A 25347-nucleotide genomic window follows, 5' to 3' on the forward strand; every position below is an offset into this window, starting at 1 on the left:
CTCTCCTTAAAAAAGCATGAACCAAAGGTTCATGCTTTATCAATCTTTATTGGTGCTCGCTTTGATCTTCAGAATCCTTTAGTAATTCTTTTCGACTTAAACTTATTTTTCCTTGTTGATCAATGCCAATGACCTTGACCTCTACTTCTTGGCCTTCTTTCAATACATCTTCCACATTTTTCACATGATCTTTGGATATATTGGAGATATGAAGGAGCCCTTCACGACCTTTTAAAACCTCCACAAAGGCACCAAATTTAACAATTTTTTTAACCTTGCCCTTATAGACTTCACCCACTTCAACATCTTTGACAATCTCTTCTATACGGTTGATTGCTGCTAGGGCACAGTCCTTGTCTTGGCTTAAGATAGAAACTCTTCCGTCATCTTCAATGTCAATTTTAACATTTGTTTCCTCAATAATGCTATTGATTACCTTACCACCAGATCCAATAACTTCTCCAATTTTTTCAGGTTTAATCTTAATTGTATAGATTAAAGGTGCGTAAGGAGAAAGATCTTCTCTTGGTTTATCTATGGCGTCTGTTAACGTTTCAAGGATAGTCATTCTTGCTTTTTTTGCCTTTAATAGGGCTTCTTCTAAAATTTCTTTGTTGATTCCATCAATCTTTATATCCATTTGCAAGGCAGTGATTCCTTCTTTTGTTCCTGCCACTTTAAAGTCCATATCTCCAAGATGGTCTTCTAAACCTTGAATATCGGTTAAGATTTTTACATCTTGTCCTTCCTTGATTAGCCCCATGGCAATTCCTGCAACAGGCGCCTTAATAGGAACTCCTGCATCCATAAGGGATAGGGTAGACCCACAAATACTTGCTTGTGAAGATGATCCATTAGAGCTTAAGACTTCACTCACAACTCGAATAGTATAAGGAAATTCATCTTCTGTAGGTAAGACGGGTATTAGGGCTCTTTCTGCCAGAGCTCCATGTCCTATTTCTCTCCGCCCCGGACTCCGCATAGGTCTTGTATCTCCTACACAGTAGGGTGGGAAGTTATAATGATGGATATAGCGTTTTGGAGTATCATCTCCCAGCCCATCAATAATTTGGACTTCGGAAAGCCCTGCTAAAGTTGCCACAGATAGGACTTGAGTTTGTCCTCTTTTGAATAAACCAGACCCATGAGTTCTGGGAAGAATACCGACTTCAGCACTTAGGGGTCTAATTTCATCCATAGCCCTATCATCAGGCCTTCTATCGTTAAGAATTCCTACTCTTACCTCTTTACGAATAATCTCATCAATGACTTCGTTGATGTCTTTTTCATATTCTTCTAGGTCATCCTTGAATTCTGCATATATTTTTTCTTTAGCAGCTTCTTGGGCTTCTTCTCTTTCTGTTTTTGTCTTTTGATGAATGGCATCAGTTAGAAGCTCATTTGCAAAGGTATAAACTTTATTATAAATTTCCTGGTTAGGTTCAGCCACGGTATAGGTCATTTTTTCTTGACCAAATTCTGCTATAATTCCATCAATAAATTGACAGATTTTTTTAATTTCTTCATGGGCAAATAAAATGGCCCCTAACATTTCATCTTCGCTGACAATATCAGATCCAGCTTCTACCATCATAATGGCATCCTTGGTTCCGGATACAGTTAAGTCAATTTTTGACTTGGCTCTTTGCTCAACATCTGGGTTAATGACGTAGTTCCCATCAATATAACCTACATGAACGGAAGCTGTTGGTCCCTTAAAAGGAATGTTTGAAATAGATAGGGCAATAGATGATCCAATCATAGCCGCTATTTCAGGTGGACAGTCTTGCTCTACAGAGAACACTGTTGCTATCATTTGTACGCTATTTCTAAATCCTTCTGGAAATAATGGGCGGATAGGGCGGTCAATAAGTCTAGCTGTTAAAGTGGCCTTTTCACTAGGTCTACCTTCTCTTTTTATAAAGCCTCCTGGCAATTTTCCTACAGCATACATTTTTTCTTCATAGTCAACACTTAATGGGAAAAAGTCAATCCCATCTTTTGCTTCTTTTGATGCTGTAGCTGTGACCAATACTACTGTATCTCCATAGTAGATTAAACATTCTCCATTGGCTTGCTCAGCTACTTTTCCGATAACCACTTTAAATGGGCGACCAGCCAAGTTATACTCAAATGTTTTTTCCATTCTTACCTCCTTTGTATAAAATAAAAGAGCGGATTCCCCGCTCTTACTAACCTCTGATATTTAATCTTTCAATTAAAGAACGATATCTTTCAATATCTTTCTTTTGTAAGTATCTTAAAAGATTTCTACGTGTACCAACCATTTTTAACAGACCTCTGCGTGAATGGTGGTCTTTTTTATGATCCTTTAAATGTTCATTTAAGCCATTAATTCTGTGTGTTAAAATGGCAATTTGAACTTCTGGTGAACCAGTATCCTTTTCAGATAATTTGTAATCATTGATAATTTTTTGTTTTTCTTCTTTTGAAATCATAATTTCCTCCTAAAAATTTTATCCACCACAACTGAGTAGACGTCGAGGCTCGTTTTACCTAGTTGTGGAACACATTGATTTTATCATAGATTAAGAATTTTTACAAGTTTATTTTCTATCCCGAACCCGGTTGGTATCTTTCTCAATTTGTTTGAATAGTTCATCCACAGTCTTAAAACTTTTCTCTTTTCTTAGAAAGGTTAAAAATTGTAAATCAACTTCTTGGTTATAAATATCTTCATCAAAATCCAAGATATGAGCTTCAATTTTTAGTCCTGATTCTTTTAAGGTGGGGTTGGTTCCAACACTAGTAGCAGCCTTATATAGGTGCCCATTTATCAAGACGTTGGTATCATAAACGCCATATTTAGGAACAGCATAGTGAGCTAGGGGTTGTAGGTTAGCTGTTGGATAACCCATTTTTTTTCCAAGACTTTTCCCATGAACCACTCGTCCTTGGATAGTAAAGGGTCTTCCTAATAATTCATTAGCCAAACTTATATTTCCCTTCTGAATCGCCTGACGAATCCGAGTGCTAGAAATGATATCCTCTCGGCTTCTAATGGCTTCCACAATTTTAACTTCAAGATCTAAATCCTCTGCATAGTCTAGGAGCAAGTTAATGTTGCCCTTGGCCTTATAGCCAAAACGGTAGTCATAACCCACAACTATAGCCTTAGTATTTAGATTTTTGGCTAAAAATTCATAGACAAAATATTCCGGACTCATCTTCATAATTTCAGAAAATTCAATTTCCACAACAAGTTCAATACCTAATTTTTCTAACAGGCTTAATTTTTGCCTACGACTCATTAGAAGATTTTGCTCTGTATGCAGAAGAGCTTTTTTTGTATGCTCTGTAAACATCAATACACTTGCTGTCAAATTTTTTTTCTTAGCAATTTTTATAGCTTGATGTATGAGTTCCTGATGGGCTAAATGAATTCCATCAAAGTTTCCCAAAGCAACGACAATTTCCTTATCTATTTTATCTTGTGGATGTATTTGTATACTTTCCATAAAACCTCCACCTTATATTTCTAATAGACACTTATTTATACGAATGAATCCAGGATAAGGCGAAATCCCAATCCCAACAAATTGGTTTTTACAATAAACCTTGAATTTTTCATTCACAGGTTGAGAATAAGGAACTGATTGACCAAACATTAAAGCATTAAAATAGTCATCCGGGATATCTATGTTTTGTAAATCTAGCCCTTGATCTATAGGGATTAAATCCTCAGCACCTAACTTCCCTTCTTTTAAGTCTAAAATACTATGACATTGGTCTAGACTAAAGTTGCCAACTTGTACCCTATTTAAGTCAGTCAAAGTAGCCAAACTTTTTAATTCCTTAGCCAGATCGTTTACTAAAGAGCGGATATAGGTTCCACTAGAACAAGATACTCGAAAGGATAGCCGGTCCTCAGATAAGTCTAACAATTCAAAAGAATATATTTCAACTTGCCTTGTTTTTCTTTCTACCTCCTGCCCTTGTCTGGCATATTCATAGAGCTTTTTCCCTTTTATTTTAATGGCAGAATACATGGGGGGGACTTGATCTATTTTCCCTGTAAAAACTTTCATACTATCTAAAATATCTTTTTTATCAAAAAGCTTGTTAGTGCAAGTTTCTAAAATCTCTCCATCTGCATCTAAGGTATCTGTTCGATAACCAAACTGCATGGTGCCTTCATAAACTTTGTCTTGCCCCATTAGATAGTCTGATATCTTAGTAGCCTTCCCGACTAAAATTGGTAAAACCCCTCTGGCCATGGGATCCAAGGTTCCTGTATGGCCAATTTTTTTTAGGCCTAAATGCTTACGACACAAGGCTACGACATCATGACTTGTAAATCCCTTGTCTTTATTAATTAAAAGAATTCCCTGCATTGATTTCATCATTTACCACCTTTAAAATTGCTTCTTGACACTGGTCCAAGTCCCCATTGAAACTTGCTCCAGCAGCACGTTTGTGCCCACCACCACCAAATTTCACAGCAATTTTACTGGCATCTATGTCGCCTTTGCTCCTCATACTAATCTTGCTACCAGATCTTTTGCTATCTTTTAAGAAAATAGCCAATTCTACTCCGTCAATATCTCGAATGAACTCAACAATTCCATCTGTATCTGAATGTTCAGCCTGGACCTTATCAAGGTCGTCTAGAGAAATCCGGGTTAGAGCTATTTTCCCATCCTCTAAAATTTTTAAATTTTGCATAGCCCGCATAAGCAGGTTGGTTTTGGCCAAAGACCTTCTTTGATAGAGGTTGATTGTAATCTCATTCAAATCAATCTGATGACTTAAAAGATCTGCTGCAATCTCATGCGTCCTAGAGCTGGTTGAGTCGTATTTAAAAGAACCTGTATCACTGGATATAGCAGTATATAGACAGGTGGCAACTTTCTCATCTATGGGTAAATCAGCCTGCTTTAAGATTTCATACAACAATTCCCCTGTGCTTGAGACAATTTCAATAAAATTTAAATCTCCATAGCCTTGATTCGTTAAGTGGTGGTCTATAACAACCTTTGTTTTCGCCCTATCAAAGAGATCACCCACTCTTTTTCCTAAGCGTTCTTGATCAGCGCAGTCTAAGGCGAAAAATAAATCATGGTGTCTATTTGTTTCTATTTCCGAGCTTTCATCCACTCCTGGTAAAAATTGGTAGGACCTAGGAATCTGATCATCAATGTATAAGAAAACTTCCTTGCCAAATATCTCCAAAGATTTCTTAAGGGCACAAATTGAACCCAGATTATCTCCATCTGGGTCAATATGTGAAGCTACACCAATCGATGTAGCTTCTACAATTTTCTTCTTTAAATTATTGATCTTTTCCATGATTCACCTCTTGAATAAGCTCAAACATTTCGATAGATTTTTCAATAGAGGTATCATTGTAAAAAATTAAATCTGGAATAGCTCTTAACTTTGTTTGCCTTCCTAATTCTTTTTTGATAAATCCCTTAGCACTCTTGATTCCCTCCAAAGTTTCCTCTTGTTGGTCTGGAGTTCCTAGGGTTGAAATCCCAATTCTCGCCTGAGACAGGTCTCCTGCCAGGTCAACTTGATTAACACTAACAATGGAATGGACCCGTGGATCTTTAAGCTTATTTTGAATGATGTCTGATAGCTCTCTTTTAATTTCTTCTGTAATGCGATTTAAGCGTTTTTCTTTCATATTACAGCTCTTTCTTAATTTCTTTTAAGATATAACATTCCAAAACGTCGCCTTCTTTGATGTCATTGAAATTTTCTATACCTAGTCCACCTTCAAATCCTGTTGCTATTTCCTTGGCATCATCTTTAAATCTTTTCAAGGAAGCAATATCTCCTTCATGAATGACAATGTCATCTCTTAGAATTTTCACACGACCATTGCGAACCATCTTGCCCTTTACCACGTAAATTCCTGCAACAATGATGCGTCCTGGAAGTTTAAAGGTTTGACGAACTTCTGCCCGACCAGTTACTTCTTCTACAATATCTGGATCCAGCATTCCACTCACGGCCGCCTTTACATCATTGATGATATCATAAATAACTCGGTAGGTTCTTACATCAACTTCTTCCTCTTTTGCCAAGTCTAGTGCATTGATATTGGGTCTTACATTAAATCCAATGACTAGGGCATCAGATGCGCTGGCTAGGTTAATATCTCCCTCATTAATACCCCCAGCTCCTTGGTGGATAATATTAATTTTAACCTCTTCATTGGACAATTTTAACAAGGATTGACAAACTGCTTCCACGGACCCTTTAACATCTGCCTTAACAATAATGTTCAGATCCTTAAGTTCTCCCTCTTTAATCCGGTCAAAAAGATTGTCTAAAGAAACTTTATTGGAATTGGTTAATTTTTCTTCCCTATCTTGGGCGATATTCTTTTCAGCAATTTCTCGGGCAAGTTTATCGTCTTCTACAGCATAAATTTGGTCTCCAGCATTAGGAACTTCGTTTAAGCCTAAGACTACCACAGGAGTAGATGGACCAGCTTTTTTTACATTGCGATGCTTATCATCTGTCATTGCTCGAATACGACCATGGGCTTGTCCTGAAACAATGCTGTCACCAAAACGTAGAGTTCCTTTTTGAACCAGAATCGTAGCCATGGGGCCTTTTCCTTTATCTAATTGGGCTTCTACTACTGTTCCTACGGCTCTACGATTTGGATTTGCCTTTAATTCTTGCATTTCAGCAACTAGAAGAACCATTTCAAGTAATTCTTGAATTCCTTCCTTAGTCTTGGAGCTAACAGGAACCATAATGGTGTCGCCACCCCAAGCCTCTGGAATCAATTCGTATTCAGATAATTCTTGATAGACTCTTTCTGGATTAGCTGTATCCTTATCAATTTTTGTAATAGCTACTATAATTGGTACATTGGCAGCTCTAGCATGGTTAATCGCTTCTACAGTTTGAGGCATGACCCCATCATCTGCGGCTACCACTAAAATGGCAATGTCTGTTGACTGGGCTCCTCTTAGCCTCATAGCAGTAAAAGCCTCGTGACCTGGAGTGTCTAAAAAGGTTACCTTTTTATTGCCCACATTCACCATATAGGCGCCAATATGTTGGGTAATTCCACCGGCTTCACCTTCAGTAACCCTACTTTGCTTGATGACATCCAGTAAAGAAGTCTTCCCATGGTCAACATGCCCCATAACTGTTACAACAGGAGGTCTTGACTTTAAGAAGTTTGGATTGTCTTCATAGTCTAAATTGTAGCTTTCTTCAATGCTTTCGACTTCTTCCGGCTCTTCAATTATAATTTCTTTTCCCAGTTCGTCTCCTAGTAAAATCACTAAATCTTCATCTAGAGATTCGTTTTGTGTCATCATGAGTCCCAGACCCATAAGTTTTGTGATCACTTGAGCTACTGGGGTTTTTGTTTCCTCAGCAAAGTCTTTTACTGAAATTGGTACTTGAATTCTAATTTCTGTGTTTTCCTTTTCTCTCAATTCTTTTTCTTTTTGTTTTTGTTTTTCTCTGGCAGTCTTCCCGGTTCTATGAGGTTTTCTTTTTTTACGACGTTGGTCGTTTGTATTTTTTACATCTCCAGTAGATTGCTTGTCATTCTTATTTGCTTTTTTATTAGATTGTGTTGCCTTATCTTGCTTTTTATTGTCTATAGACTTATTTTTAACTTCATTTCTTTGGTGGGTATTTTGTGGTCCCTTCCTGGATTCTTTCTTATTCTTTCCATCACCTGAAGTTTTACTATTTACATTTTTTTGTTTTTTTGGTGTGTTTTGATGATGGGAGGACTTTTCTTTTTTCTCTTTTGGTTGATCAATAGTTTTTTTAGCCTGACTGTTTTTAGCTGGGCTCTTCTTCGCCTTAGTTGCTTCAGCTTTGGCTGTCTGCTTCCCCGATTTGACTGCTTGTTTTACCTTACTTACTTCTTTTTCATCTAAAGAACTTAAATTGCTCTTTGCTTGTATATCTATCTTTTCAAGTATCTTTAACAAGTCTGAACTACTGATACCTAATTCTTTTGCCAATGCGTGAACTCTAATTTTCGCCATTGGACGCACCTCCTTTAAACTAGGACATTACTCTTTCATCGAATCCTCCAACTCGTGTAATATTTCTTCTGGCACATCGACCTTTAAAGAACGATTCAGGGCCTTTGAACGAATTGCTTTCTCTAAACAATTGATATCATTACACAAATACGCTCCTCTACCATTGCTCTTGTTGCTTTTATCCACAAAGATTTCGCCGGTATTGGTTTTAACAATGCGTATTAATTCTTTCTTTTCTTTGTTTTCATGACAACCGATGCATTGTCGCATGGGTGTTTTTTTTGACTTTGCCATGATCCTCCCCAAACATTACCAATTTATAACTTTCTTATTCATCTTCTGAATCAATGGTTTGGTCTTCTTCCTCTTCCATATCCTCTTCAAGGTCTTCAATTTCCAAGTCAAAATTGTCTTCTAAGTCTTCTTCTAGGCTATCTTCTTGATCTTCTTGATCTAGATCTTCAAGTAAGGCATCTGCCTTATTCGCTTCTGCGAATTGTTGTCTTAGCTCTTCTTTTGTCAAGTTTTCTTCTTCCAAGAACTCTTCAAACTGGCTTTCAGATTTTATGTCAATTTTCCAATTTGTTAATTTAGCTGCCAAGCGGGCATTTTGTCCTTCTTTTCCAATAGCCAAGCTAAGTTGATAGTCCGGAACCACCACCAAAGCTTCTTTTTCTCGTTCTTTAATAAAAACATCCACAACCTTGGATGGACTCAAAGCATTGGCGATAAATTCCGCAATATCTTTTTCGTAAATTACAATATCAATTTTTTCATTATAAAGTTGGTCTACAATGGTCTTGACACGGTTTCCTTTAAAACCAACGCATGCTCCTAGGGGATCAATTGAAGGATCTTTTGAAAAAACTGCAATTTTAGTTCTAGATCCTGCTTCTCTGGCAATGGAATAAATTTCAACAACTCCGTCAAGGATTTCCGGTACTTCCATTTCAAATAAACGCTTGATTAAATTGGGATGAGATCTTGATAGGATAACTTGAGGTCCCTTGGGTGTCCGACGAACTTCTAAAAGGAGCAGCTTAAATCTTTCTCCTTGCCCGTAATGCTCTCCTGGAATTTGTTCTTGAAAAGGTAAAAGAGCTTCTGTTTTTCCTAAGTCAAAGAATACATTCCGATTGCTGACTCTCCGCACCTCTCCAGTTATGATTTCATTTTCTCTATCCGTATAGTCTTCAAAAATAACATCTCTTTCAGCATCCTTAATACGCTGAATGACCACTTGTTTAGCTGTTTGTGCTGCAATTCGGCCAAAATTTTCAGGTTCCAATCGTATACGAACTGTATCTCCTAATTGGTAGCTGGCATTAATTGCTTGAGCATCTGAAAGTGTAATTTCCAGGTTATTATCTGTAAGATCTCCGTTCTCTACAACTTCTTTTAAAGCATAAAGAGCAACGTCTCCTGTTTCACGGTTCATCTCTACATCTACATTTTGTGCAGATCCGAAATTCTTCTTATAACTTGAAACCAAGGCAGACTCTAGGGCTTCAAAAATAATCTCTTTGTCTACACCCTTTTCTCTCTCTATTTCTTCAAGCGCTAATATAAATTCTTGATTCATTATACCTCCTAAAACTCAATCACTTGTCGCATCAAGGATATAGCTTCTCTAGGAATTCTCTCTTCAGAAGAGTCTGTTCGAATGACCACTTCTTCCTCGGAATAATCTGCGATTTCTCCAATAAGATCTTTTTTATTGTTCACTTTTTTATAGAGTTTGATCTCTACCTTCTTACCTAAATTTCTTCTAAGATCATCATCTGATTTAATTGGTCTATCTAGGCCAGGAGAGGCAACTTCAATAAAGTAGGGCCCGTCACTAATGTCTAATTCTGCCACTTTCTTATCATAGCTTCGGCTAAATTCAACACAATGGTCTAGACTTGTTCCCTCAGTATTATAAATAATTACTTCAATATGAAGCCCATCATCAGACTTTTTACAGTTTAATTCAACCAATTCATCGTCCATTTCCAAGGCTGTCTTTTCCGCTATTTTTTTTAGTTCTTTAATAATTGAATGCTCCATACTCCTCCCTTCGTAAAAAAACTAGAGTGGAAGCCCACTCTAGTTACAATCCTACCTATTTCTTATTACAAGTATACCATAAATCTAAGGATATTTAAAGTGTAAATATACTTAATTGGTCACTATCTGGCAATTTATCCAAGCAGTGATTTTCTTTTAAAAGTTCAACAACTGTCTTCGATGCCTTTGTCCGATTTGTAAAATCTTCAATAGAGATAAATTCACTGACTTGTCTTTGTTCCACGATTTGTTCTGCAACAGCTTGACCTAGTCCCGCCATCGCTTGTAGGGGAAGCAATATACCTTGGTCTTTTACTGTAAAATTACTAGCCATAGATTGGTATAAGTCCACATTGTAAAATTTATATCCCCGGCTGAGCATTTCTAAAGCGACTTCTAAAACAGTTTGTTCATTTTTTTCCTTAGTCGTAAGTTTCACTTCTTTTTGGGCGAATTTCAACTGGTCCAAACGATCTTGTACAGCCTGGGGTCCCCTAAGACAAACTTCAGCATTAAAATCTGCTACTTTTTGAGAAAAATAACTAGCATAAAATGCCTCGGGATAATTAATTTTATAGTAAGCGATTCGGAAGCTCATCATTACATAAGCCACAGCATGGGCTTTAGGAAACATATATTTAATCTTTTCACATGAACTGATATACCATTTGGGAAGGGATAGTTTTAGCATCTTCTCATAGTATTTATCCGGGATGCCCTTTCCTTTTCTTACTTTTTCCATAACGTCGAAGGCCATCTTATTATCAGCCCCTGCGTTCATTAAATAAACCATAATATCTTCACGAGTAGAAATAACCTCGCTTAATGTCGCCTGATTGTTTTCTACTAGACTCTGAGCATTACCAATCCAAACATCTGTCCCATGGGAAAGCCCACTAATTCGAACTAGTTCAGAAAAGTTCTTGGGTTTGGTGTCTATCAACATCTTGCGGACAAATTCTGTCCCAAATTCAGGAATCCCTAGAGTCCCTGTAGAACATTGGAAAATAGATTCATCACAATGTAGGGCCTCTGTGGACCGAAAAAGAGAAAGCACCTCTTCATCATCCAAGCGAATTTCACTGGACATAAAGCCTGTATAATCTTCCAACATCTTAATAATAGTAGGGGTATCATGGCCTAAAATATCTAACTTTAAGATGTTTTCGCTAATGGAATGGTATTCAAAATGAGTTGTAATTCGGCCAGAAGATTTGTCATTGGCCGGATATTGGATGGGAGTAAAATCATGGATATCCATATTTTTAGGACAAATCATAATCCCGCCAGGATGTTGACCGCTGGTCCTTTTTACCCCTACGCAGCCACTGACTAAACGATTAATTTCCGCTCTAGGAGTTTGTTTTTCTCTGTCTTCAATAAAGTGTTTAACAAATCCATAGGCTGTTTTATCTGCCAAAGTTCCTATGGTCCCAGCCCGAAAAACATAACCTTCCCCGAAAAGTTCTTCTACATACTTATGTGCCGTAGGTTGATATTCACCTGCAAAGTTTAAGTCAATATCCGGTTCCTTGTCTCCATAAAAGCCTAAGAAAACTTCAAAGGGAATATCATGGCCTTCTTTGACCATGGGAACATGGCAGTGGGGGCAATTTTTATCAGGTAAATCCACCCCTGATCCCCCTGTCTTATTGTCTGAAAATTCCGTGTGCTTACATTGTGGACAAACATAATGGGCTGGTAATGGGTTTACTTCTGTAATCCCACTCATAGTAGCCACTAGCGAAGATCCTACAGACCCCCTTGAGCCTACATAGTAACCATCCGAATTGGACTTGGCCACTAACTCATGGGCAATCATATACATCACTGCATATCCATTGGATATAATAGAATTAAGTTCTTTTTCCAATCTCTTTTCTATAATTTCTGGCAAAGGATTCCCATATTTTTTGTGGGCATTGTCATAAGTCATTTTCTTTAAATTTTCTTCCGCCCCTTCAATAGAAGGCGGATATTTCCCTGATGGGATTGGATCAAATTTTTCAATTTTTTCATAGATTTTTCGCGGATTTTCTATGACAATCTTTTTAGCTAGGTCTTCTCCTAAAAAACTAAAATCTTCTAGCATTTCATCTGTTGTCCTAAAGTGCAAAGATTCATGGGGTATTTGAGAAGGCCGCATATTTTTATAGGTTCCAGCCATTAAAATTCTTCGAAAAATATCATCTTCTGGTTCCAAATAATGGACGTCCCCTGTTGCAATAACGGGTATATTTAATTTTTCTCCGATGTCTACAATCATCCTAATCAAGCTTTTTAATTCTTCTACAGAGGCAATCATACCAGATTGGATGAGCTTATGATACTGGTCTAAAGGTTGAATTTCTAAATAATCATAAAATTTTGCATACTGGCAAAGTTGGTTAAAATCCAAGCCTTGAAGAATTTTTTGAAAGAACTCACTGTTTTGGCAAGCACTCCCCAGTAAAAGCCCCTCCCTTTTCTCCAAAAGGTCTGATTTTAAAATTTTAGGCTCCCGATAAAAAGTTTCAATGTGGGATTTAGATACTAATAGGTATAGGTTCTTTAAGCCAATTTTATTTTTTGCCAAAAGAACAAGGTGTCTAGGTCTCTCTTTTTTAAAATCTTGCTGGCTTTTGGCTCCCAAAAAGTCTGTGATAGACTTTTTGCCATCTTTTTCAGCTAGGCCCATTAGCTTGATAAATAATTCAGCCGTGGCTTCCGCATCATTAACAGCCCTATGGGCGTTTATGAGTGAAATGCCCATTTTCTTACACAAAGTACCTAGCTTATAATTTTTGGTCTTTGGAATATAATTTTTGGCCAGTTCCAAAGTATCCATATAAGCCCTTTGGAAGTCGTATCCATTTCTTTCAAATGACTTTGTCATAAAAGCCATATCAAAGGACGCATTGTGAGCGACCATAATACAATTTTTGGTAAAGTCTAGGAAGCTTTGGGCAACGCCTTCAAAGCTAGGCTCATTAGCTACCATTTCATTGCTTATTGAGGTTAGCTCCACAACTCTTGGTGGAATGGGTTTTAGCGGATTAATCAGTTGACTAAAACGGTCTACCACCCTGCCATTTTTTACCTTTACGGCTCCAATTTCTGTAATCCGGTCATGGATTGGAGAAAATCCTGTGGTTTCAACGTCAAAGACTACAAACTCTGGATTATCTTTATTAAAAGGCTGGTCTCCATGAAGAAGAGGAATGTCATCATCTATTATATTGGCCTCCATGCCATAAATTACGTGCATATCAAAGTCTTTAGATGCCTGCATGGCCTCAGGAAAGCTTTGAACCACAGCGTGGTCTGTAATGGCGATGGCAGGGTGCCCCCATTCTGCTGCTTGTTTGATAAAGTCTTTGGCTGTATTCATTCCATCCATAGAACTCATTTTAGTATGCAGATGTAATTCAATTCGTTTTTCTTCAGCAGTATCTTTCCTTTGGATTTTATCCTGTAACTCCAAGTGTTCCAACTTAATAACAGGCCCATGTTCAAAGGAGTCCATCTCTAATTTTCCAGCAATTAAAACTGTACTTCCCTTTTTTACATGGTCAAAAAATTCATCTTTTTTCTTTCTATCTGAGAAAAATGTTTTCGCTGTATAAGAAGTTTTTTTATCTGTCAGGGAAAATTTGACAATATAATTTTTTTTATTATTTCGGCTGAACTCAATACAATCCAGCTCAAATACTTCCCCCTGTAAATAAAATCCCTTACTATAAATATCAATTTCATCAAAGGACATAAGGGGATAAGATCTCTTCTTTCCAATTTGGTAACCATCTTCCAAGGATTTAGCAATGGGTTGTTTTTTGGGAATGGGGCAATGGATTTGTGTCTCTTTTGCCATAGTAGACTCTGCTTTTTTTAGGTCCTTGACATAGTCTTTAAGGTCTGGGTTCTCCTCTAGCAAAACTAGAGAAACTTCTTTTTTATAAATCCTTGCAACTTGATCTACCAATACCTTAAAATATTGACTCTTGTTACAATTTTCATATAAAACTTGGTTTGGGACTAGGATTTCTACAAGATTGTCTTTTTCAATAAGATTTTGATCTTGCAGCCAGGCACAAGAGGAAGGTTCCTTCTTATAAATATAATTCAGGATATATTGTCTACAAGTTTCTCCCGAAGATTCTTGGACTCTTTTCCAAAGGACGGTATGGTCTTGGAACTTCCTTTCAAGAGCTTCTTGACATTTTTTTAAAAGTTCCAAATCCTCCTCTCCCTTAAAAAGAATTTCTAGGCACTTTTGGTCCTCATAATAGTAGACTTTCTCAATTTTTAAATCTACAATTTTTTCTGGTCCTGGATCAAGTCCCAGTTTTTGGAATAATTCTAAAAGGTTCATTTTAATATCTTTCTATTTCCTCAAATAAAGCCTTTAACAGGTTTTCTTCCTCTACTGTACGAATAATTTTTCCCTTGCTAAAGATAATCCCCTTTCCTTTTCCTCCACTAATGCCAAAATCAGCTTCCCTTGCCTCTCCCGGGCCATTAACCGGACAACCCATAATGGCTATTTTTAAAGGCCTTTTATAATTCTTAAAAGCTTCTTGAGCTTCATTGACAAGAGGAATTAAGTCTATATCAGTCCGAGCACAGGTTGGGCAGGAAATAATTTCTACCCCTTCCTTTCTCAACCCCAAGGTTCTTAGCAAGATTTTCCCAGCTTCTACCTCCCTACAAGGATCATCCGTTAAGGAAATCCGAATGGTATCTCCAATTCCATCATGTAACAGAGATCCTATTCCTACAGAGGATTTAATTAGCCCCTGTTCCTTGTTGCCAGCTTCAGTAATGCCCAGATGAAGGGGGTAATCAGTCATAGAAGCAAACTTTCGATTCACTTCAATGCTTTGATTTACATCTGAAGACTTAATAGAAACCTTAATATCTGAAAAACCTAGGGACTCTAGTATCTTTACCTCATCCAAAGCACTGTAACATAGGGAATCAACATTGACCCCATGATATTTTTCAATATACTTTTGATGAACAGAGCCAGAGTTAACACCAACCCGGATAGAGATTCCCGCCTCTTTGGCCGAATCTACAATTTCTTTAACTTTCCATTTTTCTCCAATATTTCCAGGATTAATCCGCAAGCCATCGACACCATATTGAATGGCATAAAGGGCTAATTGGTAATTAAATTGAATATCGGCAATGGTAGGGATGTGGATTCGCTTTTTAATTTCAGGAATAACCTTAGCATCTTCTTCTGAATTAATCGCAAAGCGAACAATATCACACCCCGCTTCCTCCAAAGCTAGAATTTGCCTTACCGTTGCCTCCAAATCACTAGTCTTTGTGTTTGTCATAGATTGAATAGAAATAGGGGCATCACCACCAATGGCAACATCCCCTACAAAAATTTGTCTCGTTTTTCTACGCATAAATCCCCTCAACCTTTAAAAAATTCTCTTTAAATCACTAAAAATAGTAATGTATAGCATTAAGCCAAATAATAAAACCATGCCAGCAATAGTAATTAATGCTTCCTTGTTCCCATCAACAGGCTTGCCTCGAACTGCTTCAATCAAAAGAAAGACCAGCTTTCCCCCATCTAGAGCTGGAATGGGTAAGAGGTTGACTACCCCTAAATTTGCACTGATAATTCCTAGAATGTAGAGGAGAGATCCAAGGCCCATGGCAGCTGACTGACCAATTACTTGGATTACCCCTACTGGACCAGCCAACATTTGTGTTTGGAAACTTCCCGAAAAAATCATCTTAAAAACACTAAAAATCCCAACAATAACCCCAAGAGTCATAGAAAAAGAACCCTTTAAAGCTTCCAGGGGATTATGTTGATTTTGAAAAGTAATTCCTACAACCTGCCGGTTGTTTTCTGTTTTTGTTTCTAGCTTGGCTTTTCTTATTTGACCATCCCGCTTGTAAATTAAATCAACAGACTTTGCGCGAGAAATCTCTTCTGTAACCTGTCTTCCAGAATCCACCTTAAACCCGTTAACTTCAACAATTTGATCTCCTGCTTTGAGTCCTGCTTCCATGGCCGGATAGTGGTCTACTGTCTGACTGATAGTATTGGTAGGCGTCCCCATAAGAAGTAAAGCTAGAAAAAATGCCACAAGAGCTAAGATAAAGTTCATAGCAGCACCAGCTACAACTACTAGGGCTCTGGAACCTATAGTGGCCTTTTCAAAACTCCTTGGATCTTGGGACTCCCCATTTTCTCCTTCCATGGCACAATAGCCACCTATAGGCAAGGCCCGTAAGGAATACATTGTTTCTCCTTTTTTCTTTTGGTAAATTTTTGGCCCCATACCTATAGAAAATTCATTGACACGAATCCCAACTTTTTTTGCGACAAAAAAATGCCCAAACTCATGCAATAATACAACTAATAAAAATACAACAATTGAACTAATTAATGTCGCCATATCTACTCCCAACTATTTAATCATCACTTGTACAAAAATTGAAATTAAGGCAATAACGGGAATACTAGAATCAAAACGATCTAAAAATCCCCCATGCCCCGGTAGTATTTTCCCATAGTCCTTAATACCTGTTATCCTCTTAATTTTTGAAGCAAACAAATCTCCAAACTGAGAAACTACAGATGCCAACAAGGTTAATAAAATCAAGCTTAGTTTATAGTCCATATGGAGATAGCTAAAATAAATCCAGCTTAAAAGGAGGGCTCCAAAAATTCCGCCCAAAGCTCCTTCTATAGACTTCTTTGGACTCAATTTAGGAATCAACTTGTGTTTGCCAAATAGAACCCCTATTAAATAAGCAAAGGTATCTGTTCCAAAGGACAATATCCAAATCCAATACATCCATATGGTATGGTCCAGGTGAGATAATTGAAAAATGCTAAAAGGTATATAGACTAAAACAAAACTATATAAGCCCAAATCCAGCAATTTAATTTGATCTAATAAAACAAAGGCAATAATCAAAATAAAGAGAATGGATAAAAGTCCCAGAGCCAAATTATTATAAATAGAAATGGCAAAAAATAGAATGCTGTTAAAAAGGACAAGAAGAGGAAAAGATAGGTTGATGTCAATATTACTCAAGCTATTTCGAATCTCCCATAGCATGCCTAAAGACAAGATGAATAAAGCCTCCTTCAATAGGTTACCACCTTGACTCAAGATAAAGGCAAAAATAATAATTCCAATAACTGCTGTTATTGTTCTTTTTAGAAAATCAGACATTTATTCCCCCAAATCGTCTTTGTCGTTTGGCATATTCTTCTAAAGCTTCCATATATTTTTCTTTGGTAAAGTCTGGCCATAAAGTATCCGAAAACCAAAGCTCTGCATAGGCACATTGGTATAATAAAAAGTTACTTATCCGATATTCTCCACTTGGTCGGATTAGAAAATCAACCATTTCCTGTCCCCGGGTGTCTAAGTGGTTCTCAAAATCTTCCTGACTGATTGTAAGAGGGTCTCTACCCTGGTCAATAAAATCTTTTAACGTTTTTTTTACGGCACGAAAAATTTCATCTTGACTTCCATAGTTTAATCCGATATTTAATATCATTTTATCATTATTTTTGGTTTTCAACAACGCCAAGTTAATTTCCTCTTGAAGTGGTTTTGAAAGTTTAGATAGATCCCCAAGTATGTTTAAGCGAATACCATTGTCTTTTAAATCATCAGAATTATTTTTTAAGTATTGCTCCAATAACTTCATGATATTTTTAACCTCTTTTTCAGGCCTTTTCCAGTTTTCTGTTGAAAAAGCAAATAAGGACAAGTTCTTTATTCCTAGGTTCCCACTAGTTTCAATAATTTCTTTTACCCTGGAAGCCCCGGCCTTATGGCCTGCTGTTCTGGGTAAGTTTCTTTTTTTCGCCCAGCGGCCATTACCGTCCATAATAATAGCTACGTGTTTTGGTAAGTTCAAAAGCTCCATAAAATCTCCTTAATATAAAAAACTCCCCTAAGGGAGTTCTTTATATTTCTAATAACTCTTTTTCTTTTCTCTCCACTACAGCATCAATTTCTTTAATATATTTGTCTGTAAGGTCTTGAATATCTTTTTCTGCTACTTTTAATTCATCTTCAGAAATTTCTTTATCTTTTTCCATTTTTTTCACAGAATCAACCATTTCACGTCTTATATTCCGAATAGCAACTTTGGAATCTTCTCCATCCTTCTTGACAACTTTGATTAATTCTTTTCTTCTTTCCTCAGTCAGTTGTGGAATCACTAATCGAACAAGCTTGCCATCATTAGATGGATTTAAGCCAAGGTCGCTTTTTAAAATTGCCTTTTCAATTTCTGGTATTGCATTTGCATCCCAAGGTTGAATTGTTAAAAGTCTTGGTTCTGGTGCTGAAATTCCAGCCATTTGGTTTAATGGTGTACTTTGTCCATAATAGTCAACATGAATACGATCTAATAAGGTTGGATTGGCACGTCCAGCTCGAATGGCTTGTAGGTCCTCCTCCAAGACTTGAATGGTCTTTTTCATACGGCCTGTAGCATCATTTTTTATATCAGAAATCATGAGAATCTCCTTACTTTACATTTGTTCCTATTGTAGAGCCTTTTACAACATCTACAATATTGGAAGGTTCATCAATACCAAAAACAATTAAAGGAATCTTATTATCCATGCATAAGCTTGTAGCTGTTGAATCCATTATTTTCAATTCTCTTTTTAGAATTTCGAAATAGGTTAATTCGTCAAACTTTCTTGCATTTTTATTGACTTTAGGATCAGAATCATAAATTCCATCCACACCTTTTTTGGCTAATAAGATTACATCTGCATCTATTTCTGCAGCCCTTAATGCTGCTGTTGTATCTGTAGAGAAATATGGGTTTCCCGTTCCTCCGGCAAAGATAACAATGCGGCCTTTTTCAAGGTGGCGTATGGCCCTTCTTCGAATATAAGGCTCAGCAACCTGTTTCATTTCAATGGCCGTTTGCACTCTTGTCACAGCATTTAACCCCTCTAAGGCATCCTGCAATGCCAAGGCATTCATTACCGTTCCAAGCATTCCCATATAATCAGAGGTCGCACGGTCCATGTTTCCGGAATCGCGTCCACGCCAAAAATTTCCACCACCAACTACGATACTCGTTTCAACTCCCAAATCATGCACTTCTTTAACTTTTTCAGCAATCACTTGGACAATATCGGTGTCAATTCCGACCCCCGCATTGCCAGCCATTGCTTCCCCACTCAGTTTAAGAACTACTCTGGAATACTTAGGACCCATAAGACCTCCTTATTATTCGTTTGTTCCCATTTGTTTTGCTACTTCTTCAGCAAAATCTTCTTCTTTCTTTTCTAAGCCTTCTCCAACTTCAAAACGTACGAACCGACGAATCTTAATGTTTTCACCGATTTTAGAAATTAAGTTGTTTAAGACATCTTGAACTTTTAAATCTCCATCTTTAATGAAGTGTTGGTCAAGTAGACAAATTTCTTCATAGTATTTTTCTAAACGACCTTCTACCATTTTTTCAATGATTTTTTCAGGTTTATTTTCATGTCTTGCTTGTTCAGTTAAAACTTCTCTTTCATGTTCAATTAGTTCAGCAGGCACTTCTTCTCTAGAAACATATTTAGGGTTTACCGCTGCAACTTGCATAGCCATGTCTTTAACAAAGCTCTTGAATTCTTCATTTTTTGCAACAAAGTCTGTTTCAGAGTTTACTTCAATTAAAACCCCAATACGTCCACCGTGAATATAAGAATCTACTAATCCTTCAGATGCAATTCTTCCAGCCTTTTTAGCAACACTTGCTAGACCCTTTTCTCTTAATAGGTCAATAGCCTTTTCAATGTCTCCATTAGTTTCTGTTAGAGCCTTTTTACAGTCCATCATCCCTGCGCCGGTTTGTTCACGTAATTCTTTTACCATTTTTGCTGTAACTGCCATAATATCCTCTCCATCCTTTCATAAAAAAAGAGTTCCCAAAGGCAGGAACCCTATTTAATTGCTTAAGCTTCGACTTCTTCTGTTGTTTCTTCCTCGTCTTCTGGTTCTTGGCTTGATTCTTCAGAATCTTGAAGTCCTTGTTTTCCTTCAATAACTGCATTTGCCATAGTTTCAGTGATTAATTTTACCGCACGAATTGCATCGTCATTTCCAGGAATTGGATAGTCAACTTCATCTGGATCGCAATTTGTATCTAGAATACCAATTACTGGAATTCCTAAAATTTGAGCTTCTTTTACTGCAATTTGTTCTTTTTTGGGGTCAACAATATAAATTGCATCAGGCATTCCATTCATATTCTTGATCCCACCTAAGAATTTTTCAAGACGTTCAGCTTCATGACGTAATTTAATGACTTCTTTCTTTGGAAGTACATCAAAAGTTCCGTCTTCTTCCATACGTTCTAATTCTTCTAGACGGTCAATTCTCTTACGAATTGTTTTATAATTAGTTAATAGCCCCCCTAACCAACGTTGGTTAATGTAAGGCATACCACACTTGTTTGCTTCTTTACCAATTGCATCTTGGGCTTGTTTCTTTGTTCCTACAAACAAAATTTCTCCACCATTTGCTGCAATTTCTCGAACATAATCATAGGCTTCTTCGATTTTCTTTACAGTCTTTTGTAGATCAATGATATAAATACCATTTCTTTCTGTAAAGATATACTTTGCCATTTTAGGGTTCCATCTTCTTGTTTGGTGTCCAAAATGTACACCTGCCTCTAACAGGCTTTTCATACTAACTACTGACATAGTTCCTCCTTTTGTTTTTTCCTCCATCTTTTTTAGCGTTTTGCAAACCTTAAAGGCAACTACAAAACATCGAAAGATGTGTGTATTCATTTCTTTGTTATTCTACCATAGAACAGGTGGGAATACAAGAAAAATCATAGTTTTAACTTGGAATTTTTTGGTATATAATAAATATGTTATCTTGAAAATATATAGGAGGTAAAAATGGATTTTCGTTTTAATGAGTATGCTAAAGTTCTAATCCTTAAGGGGGTTAATATACAAGTTGATCAAAAGTTAGTTATTCGCTGCCCAATTGAGGCTGCTTTCTTTGCTGAAATGTGTGCTAAAATTGCCTATGAAGAAGGTGCTAGGGAAGTCGAGGTGCTTTGGAATGATGAAAAACTCACTCAATTGAACTACCACTACATGTCCCAAGAAAATCTTTCAAAAGTTAGTAAAACCCTGCAAACCCAATATGAAGAATATCGTCAAGACAATATTGCCCTATTGAGTTTGGTGGGCCAAGACCCCTCCCTATTGAAAGAAATTGATGCCAATAAAATTAAAAGTGCCAGCACTGCTCGCTCAATTGCTTTAAAAAGTTTCAATGAAGATATGATGAGCGACCAACACCAATGGTGTGTCGCCGGTGTCGCTGTAAAAAGTTGGGCCAAACACCTATTCCCTGAATTAAGTGATGACCAGGCCTTAGAAAAACTATGGGAGCAAATTTTCTCCACTAGCCGAGTGGATGACCATACCTTGGAAAATTGGGAAAACCACCTCAGTCGCCTCAACGCCCTAGCTGATAAATTAAACCACTATCAATTTGATTCCTTGATCTACAAAAACTCCCTTGGAACAGATCTCACCATCGGTCTACCGGAAAATCATATTTGGTCTGCTGCTGATTCAAAGACTCCAAAAAATATTCCCTTTGTTCCAAATATTCCAACAGAAGAAGTTTTTACCCTACCCCATAGGGACCGAGTTGATGGTCTTGTTTATTCCACAAAGCCCTTTAACTATGGAGGAAACATCATTCGTGACTTTAAATTAAAATTTGAAGAAGGAAAAGTCGTAGAATTCGATGCCAAAGAAGGTCGAGATATCTTGGCTAAATTAATCGATACCGACGAGGGATCCAAGCGCCTAGGAGAAGTGGCCCTAGTTCCCTATGACTCCCCCATTTCCAATACAAACTTGCTCTTTTACAATACCTTATATGATGAAAACGCCTCATGTCACTTAGCTATTGGCAAGGCCTATCCCACTTGTTTAGCAGGTTTTGAAAACCTATCTTCCCAAGATCTCCTTGCAAGAGGAGCCAATGACTCTTTGGTTCATGAAGATTTTATGGTAGGATCTAAGGACCTCAGCATCATTGGGATGACAAAAGATGGTAAAGAAGTTCAAATCTTTGAAAATGGAAACTTTTCCAAGGAATTTTAAATAAATAATCAATTGCGAAGTGTCTAGGATGAAGCATCCTAGACACTTTTTAGTTTACCCCGGAATCTAGACTACATAAGTGATGATCAGCCTCTGTCCTGTTTTAAGTTTATTTGTGTATCCAAACTGCCTGTATTTAAGTTATATAAAAATTTTCATGGAGTATTTAATGAATATGTAAGGTAGTATAAGTTATAATAAACGTGTCCTAAAACATCTTTATTATTCCATAGACTTGTGCTGTCACTGTCAACTAACTAAAGATAAAGAAAAAAAGCGTGTAAGTTTTAAAACTTACACGCTTTTTTTCTTTATGGTGCGGGAAAGAGGACTTGAACCCCCACGTCAAAGACACTAGATCCTAAGTCTAGCGCGTCTGCCAATTCCGCCATTCCCGCATCTTGGTGATCCATCCGCGACTCGAACGCGGGACACCCTGATTAAAAGTCAGGTGCTCTACCGACTGAGCTAATGGATCTCTGGGGTGGATAGTGGGATTCGAACCCACGACCTCCAGAGCCACAATCTGGCGCCCTAACCAACTAGGCCATACCCACCATCTGTCAAAATTGTATTGACAACATAAGATATCTTATCATCAACTATTCAGTGTGTCAATAGATAATTTTAATATTCTTTTAAATTTTTTTACCTTATCTTAAAACCTTCTTGAAGTATTCCCTAAGACCTACTAGAGCTCTACCTCGATGACTGATTTCATTTTTTCCATGAATCGTCATTTCAGCAAAAGAGATATTTTTTCCATCAGGTTGAAATATTGGATCATATCCAAAAGTTTTTGGTCCTTGTATTTCTTTTAGAATGGTTCCCTCACAAACTCCTTCAATAATCTCTTCTTGTCCTTTTGGATTAATTAAAACAAAGACTGTTTTAAAATAGGCTGATCGATCTTCTTGATTTTTTAAATTCTTTAAAACCTTCTTGATGTTTGCCTCATCATCATGGTTTCCTGCATAGCGGGCAGAATGAACTCCAGGCTCTCCTTTTAGGGCATGGATAAAAAGCCCCGTATCATCTGCTAGAATAAAGCATTCTGGAGCATATTCTCTCAAGGATTCAGCCTTTAATCTAGCATTTTCTTCTAGACTATCATACTTTTCATCCACCTGAATTTCCTTGTCTATAAAGTCCGACTTAGCATAGACTTCTAGGGGAAGTCCTTCCAAGGCTTCTTTTATTTCTAAAACTTTATTTTTATTGTCTGTTGATAAGATAAGCTTCTTCATTCAAACTCCACATAATTATTTACATATCTTTCGATACCGTTGGCTACTCCTTGAGCTAATTTTTCAATGTAGCTGTCTTGGGTGATATTTTTCATATCTTCTGGGCTAGAAACAAAACCTAACTCACAAAGAGCTGCAGGCATTTCTGTCCAGCGAAGAACAGCCAAATCTGGTCTTTTTTTCATGGACCGCATGGTTGAGCCTGTGGCCTTTTTCAACTCATCATGCAAAGCCTTGGCCAGGTGGACTTGTTCATGACTTTTAATCTTAACCTTATCTTCAGGCGCATAAAGAATTTCAATTCCACTGGCAAGTCCACTATTGGAAGAATTGAAATGGATGCTTACGAAGATTTCTGCTTGGTTTTCATTGGCAATTTCAGCTCTTTTTGCAAGACCTATATATTCATCCCTAGTTCTTGTTTCAATAACTTCGTAATTTTTGGACCGTAAGAGGTCTCCTAATCGACTTGTTACTTGAAGGGTCAAGTCTTTTTCTTTTACACTGGAATCTACAGAAGAAACGGCCCCACTATCTTTTCCACCATGGCCTGCGTCAATAACTACCGTTACAGGACCCTTGGCCTTCACCTTTTTGGAAATTTCTCTTTTCTCTGGTTCTACTTGGTCTGAGGCATCAACTTTTCCCCTTAAGTCTACTGCTTTATTATTAGTTTTTTCTGATGGTTTGCTTTCACTGCTTACCTGGTTGTCTTTTGTCTTCATAACAGAGACTGTTTTAATGTTAGATATAGAAGCTTGTTGTTTTTCTTGGTTCCATTCTACATTAAAATCTAGGGCTTCAGATAAAAATCGTAAAGGTACCATGGTTTTTGTTTCGTTTTCTTTAGGATAGCTAGCAAATACTGGAATGGATCCCTTATCAATTAGTTTTTTCTTACCATTAATATAAACTGCTCGACTATTAATTTGTAAGAGAACCTTCTTATCCCCCAAGGAAATTTGTGCCGTTTTATTTTGATTATTCCAAGCTACATTTGCTCCCATGGATTCTGTAATTTCTCGAATAGGTACTAAGGTCCTATTTTCGTAGGCAAATGGTGCAAATTTAGACTGTAAGTTATTCCCGTTTACTTCAACTTTTACAGGAGTAACATTTGTTCTTCTATTTTGAATAATTACAGATGTAGAATTTGCATGTATATTTTGTGAAAAAAGTATAAAACACAGTAATAAACCAACTATTTTTTTCATGGTATCCTCCTTCTAATATACTTTGAGAATACACTCTAAGGACATAAATGTCAATGATTCTTAACTATTGTTACTGTTTTGTAATAATTATTGTCCCTTAATTTTTAAGTAATAACTTTCCTCTTCATAAGATAGGTCATCCTCTAAAATCCGATAACCTCTTTTTACCACTTCTTCTTTTAAGTAATGTAAGTAATCCAGAGAATTACTTCTAGCTTTTAAGTTAAATGTATTATCCTTTTCTGTAATCTCATATTCAATTAGCCTCTGGTCTTGAAAATCTAAAAGAGGTCCTAAATCAAGCCTTGTCTGAGCCTGATTTGTCATAGGATTTTCCCTTGCCTCAATAAGATCTTTATAGTCTTTTTTTAAGGAGGCGTAATGAATAAGCATACCTAAAATAGTAATAGCAAGCAAAGCTGAAAGGAATAACTTGTATACATCCACATGAAGGCTTTTAAAAGCTGGAGTCTTTTCTTCTTTCAAGTCTTTTAAAGAAGGAGGTAAGAACTTCATTTCCTCTATATCCTTTATTTGAAATCTTTTTAAGAGATCCTTTCTCGTTTCCAGATTCACTTCCAGAAGGTCTTCTTGGCTTAGAGATTTTTTCACCTGCGAAATTCCTTCCATAAAGTAGATCATATAGTATTGGTCTAAAATTTCTTGATTCTCTAGATTTAATCTCTGGGACATAAATTTATAAGCTTTTT

23 protein-coding genes and 3 tRNA genes are annotated in these 25347 nt (G+C 37.0%); 1 reads left to right on the forward strand and 25 read right to left on the reverse strand.

The annotated features are described in order from the left end of the window. Positions 1 to 46: 46 nt before the first annotated feature. From CS898_RS08400 to rpsB, 19 genes are all read right to left on the reverse strand, one after another. Positions 47 to 2146, reverse strand: a complete 2100-nt coding sequence (locus CS898_RS08400; RefSeq protein WP_099208820.1) for a polyribonucleotide nucleotidyltransferase — start codon at positions 2144 to 2146, stop codon at positions 47 to 49. Positions 2147 to 2192: 46 nt separating this feature from the next. Further along, positions 2193 to 2459, reverse strand: coding sequence for a 30S ribosomal protein S15 (gene rpsO, locus CS898_RS08405; protein WP_009431060.1), 267 nt, complete (start codon positions 2457 to 2459; stop codon positions 2193 to 2195). A 108-nt stretch (positions 2460 to 2567) separates the two neighbouring features. Continuing rightward, complete coding sequence (locus CS898_RS08410) at positions 2568 to 3479, reverse strand: bifunctional riboflavin kinase/FAD synthetase (RefSeq protein WP_099208821.1); 912 nt, start codon at positions 3477 to 3479, stop codon at positions 2568 to 2570. 12 nt (positions 3480 to 3491) lie between these two features. Continuing rightward, positions 3492 to 4364, reverse strand: coding sequence for a tRNA pseudouridine(55) synthase TruB (gene truB / locus CS898_RS08415; RefSeq protein ID WP_009431042.1), 873 nt, complete (start codon positions 4362 to 4364; stop codon positions 3492 to 3494). After that, a complete protein-coding gene (locus CS898_RS08420; protein WP_009430435.1) occupies positions 4333 to 5310 on the reverse strand; it encodes a DHH family phosphoesterase in 978 nt (325 codons plus the stop codon). Before CS898_RS08420 ends, truB begins: the two co-directional genes overlap by 32 nt. Then, positions 5294 to 5650 carry a 30S ribosome-binding factor RbfA gene (gene rbfA / locus CS898_RS08425; RefSeq protein WP_009431859.1) on the reverse strand — a complete coding sequence of 119 codons (357 nt, stop codon included), beginning with the start codon at positions 5648 to 5650 and terminating at the stop codon, positions 5294 to 5296. The genes CS898_RS08420 and rbfA overlap by 17 nt, the downstream gene beginning before the upstream one ends. A gap of 1 nt (position 5651) precedes the next feature. Further along, complete coding sequence (infB, locus tag CS898_RS08430) at positions 5652 to 7997, reverse strand: translation initiation factor IF-2 (RefSeq protein WP_099208823.1); 2346 nt, start codon at positions 7995 to 7997, stop codon at positions 5652 to 5654. Positions 7998 to 8024: 27 nt separating this feature from the next. Then, the gene (rnpM, locus tag CS898_RS08435) at positions 8025 to 8291 is read right to left on the reverse strand and encodes an RNase P modulator RnpM (RefSeq protein WP_099208824.1); all 267 of its coding nucleotides are present in this window, start codon (positions 8289 to 8291) and stop codon (positions 8025 to 8027) included. Positions 8292 to 8325: 34 nt separating this feature from the next. Then, the gene (nusA, locus tag CS898_RS08440) at positions 8326 to 9579 is read right to left on the reverse strand and encodes a transcription termination factor NusA (protein ID WP_009431486.1); all 1254 of its coding nucleotides are present in this window, start codon (positions 9577 to 9579) and stop codon (positions 8326 to 8328) included. Between the two features lie 8 nt (positions 9580 to 9587). Next, the gene (gene rimP / locus CS898_RS08445) at positions 9588 to 10046 is read right to left on the reverse strand and encodes a ribosome maturation factor RimP (RefSeq protein ID WP_009431653.1); all 459 of its coding nucleotides are present in this window, start codon (positions 10044 to 10046) and stop codon (positions 9588 to 9590) included. 94 nt (positions 10047 to 10140) lie between these two features. Beyond that, on the reverse strand, positions 10141 to 14397 hold the full coding sequence (locus tag CS898_RS08450; RefSeq protein ID WP_099208825.1) for a PolC-type DNA polymerase III: 4257 nt from the start codon (positions 14395 to 14397) through the stop codon (positions 10141 to 10143). Position 14398: 1 nt separating this feature from the next. Next, positions 14399 to 15445, reverse strand: coding sequence for a flavodoxin-dependent (E)-4-hydroxy-3-methylbut-2-enyl-diphosphate synthase (ispG, locus tag CS898_RS08455; protein WP_009431212.1), 1047 nt, complete (start codon positions 15443 to 15445; stop codon positions 14399 to 14401). Between the two features lie 15 nt (positions 15446 to 15460). Then, positions 15461 to 16453, reverse strand: a complete 993-nt coding sequence (rseP, locus tag CS898_RS08460) for an RIP metalloprotease RseP (RefSeq protein ID WP_009430337.1) — start codon at positions 16451 to 16453, stop codon at positions 15461 to 15463. Positions 16454 to 16465: 12 nt separating this feature from the next. Further along, positions 16466 to 17239, reverse strand: coding sequence for a phosphatidate cytidylyltransferase (locus tag CS898_RS08465; RefSeq protein ID WP_009430825.1), 774 nt, complete (start codon positions 17237 to 17239; stop codon positions 16466 to 16468). Next, positions 17232 to 17945, reverse strand: coding sequence for an undecaprenyl pyrophosphate synthase (gene uppS / locus CS898_RS08470; protein WP_099208826.1), 714 nt, complete (start codon positions 17943 to 17945; stop codon positions 17232 to 17234). Before uppS ends, CS898_RS08465 begins: the two co-directional genes overlap by 8 nt. A 40-nt stretch (positions 17946 to 17985) precedes the next feature. Continuing rightward, positions 17986 to 18543, reverse strand: a complete 558-nt coding sequence (gene frr, locus CS898_RS08475) for a ribosome recycling factor (RefSeq protein ID WP_009431481.1) — start codon at positions 18541 to 18543, stop codon at positions 17986 to 17988. Positions 18544 to 18553: 10 nt separating this feature from the next. Continuing rightward, complete coding sequence (pyrH, locus tag CS898_RS08480; protein WP_009432061.1) at positions 18554 to 19261, reverse strand: UMP kinase; 708 nt, start codon at positions 19259 to 19261, stop codon at positions 18554 to 18556. Between the two features lie 12 nt (positions 19262 to 19273). Continuing rightward, positions 19274 to 19927: a translation elongation factor Ts gene (tsf, locus tag CS898_RS08485; protein WP_009431848.1), complete on the reverse strand. Its 654-nt coding sequence runs from the start codon at positions 19925 to 19927 to the stop codon at positions 19274 to 19276. Positions 19928 to 19989: 62 nt separating this feature from the next. Next, positions 19990 to 20742, reverse strand: a complete 753-nt coding sequence (rpsB, locus tag CS898_RS08490; protein WP_009430879.1) for a 30S ribosomal protein S2 — start codon at positions 20740 to 20742, stop codon at positions 19990 to 19992. A 204-nt stretch (positions 20743 to 20946) separates the two neighbouring features. On the opposite strand from rpsB, the gene CS898_RS08495 reads away from it, so the two are divergent. Next, entirely contained in the window at positions 20947 to 22176 is a 1230-nt protein-coding gene (locus tag CS898_RS08495) for an aminopeptidase (RefSeq protein ID WP_009430641.1), read from the forward strand. Between the two features lie 314 nt (positions 22177 to 22490). Here CS898_RS08495 and CS898_RS08500 read toward each other — a convergent pair. The 6 genes from CS898_RS08500 to CS898_RS09800 form a co-directional block, all read right to left on the reverse strand. Continuing rightward, positions 22491 to 22574: transfer RNA gene (locus CS898_RS08500), tRNA-Leu, on the reverse strand. Between the two features lie 4 nt (positions 22575 to 22578). Next, positions 22579 to 22654: transfer RNA gene (locus CS898_RS08505), tRNA-Lys, on the reverse strand. Positions 22655 to 22656: 2 nt separating this feature from the next. Then, a tRNA-His gene (locus CS898_RS08510) sits at positions 22657 to 22733 on the reverse strand. A gap of 96 nt (positions 22734 to 22829) precedes the next feature. Next, entirely contained in the window at positions 22830 to 23423 is a 594-nt protein-coding gene (rdgB, locus tag CS898_RS08515) for an RdgB/HAM1 family non-canonical purine NTP pyrophosphatase (protein ID WP_009431275.1), read from the reverse strand. Then, positions 23420 to 24637 (reverse strand): N-acetylmuramoyl-L-alanine amidase, encoded by a 1218-nt coding sequence (locus CS898_RS08520; RefSeq protein WP_009431613.1) that lies wholly within the window; start codon positions 24635 to 24637, stop codon positions 23420 to 23422. The genes rdgB and CS898_RS08520 overlap by 4 nt, the downstream gene beginning before the upstream one ends. 87 nt (positions 24638 to 24724) lie before the next feature. Further along, entirely contained in the window at positions 24725 to 25213 is a 489-nt protein-coding gene (locus CS898_RS09800) for a hypothetical protein (RefSeq protein WP_141558292.1), read from the reverse strand. Positions 25214 to 25347: the final 134 nt, after the last annotated feature.

Origin of the sequence: Urinicoccus timonensis (assembly GCF_900232945.1) — a bacterium.
Lineage (GTDB): Bacteria > Bacillota > Clostridia > Tissierellales > Peptoniphilaceae > Urinicoccus > Urinicoccus timonensis.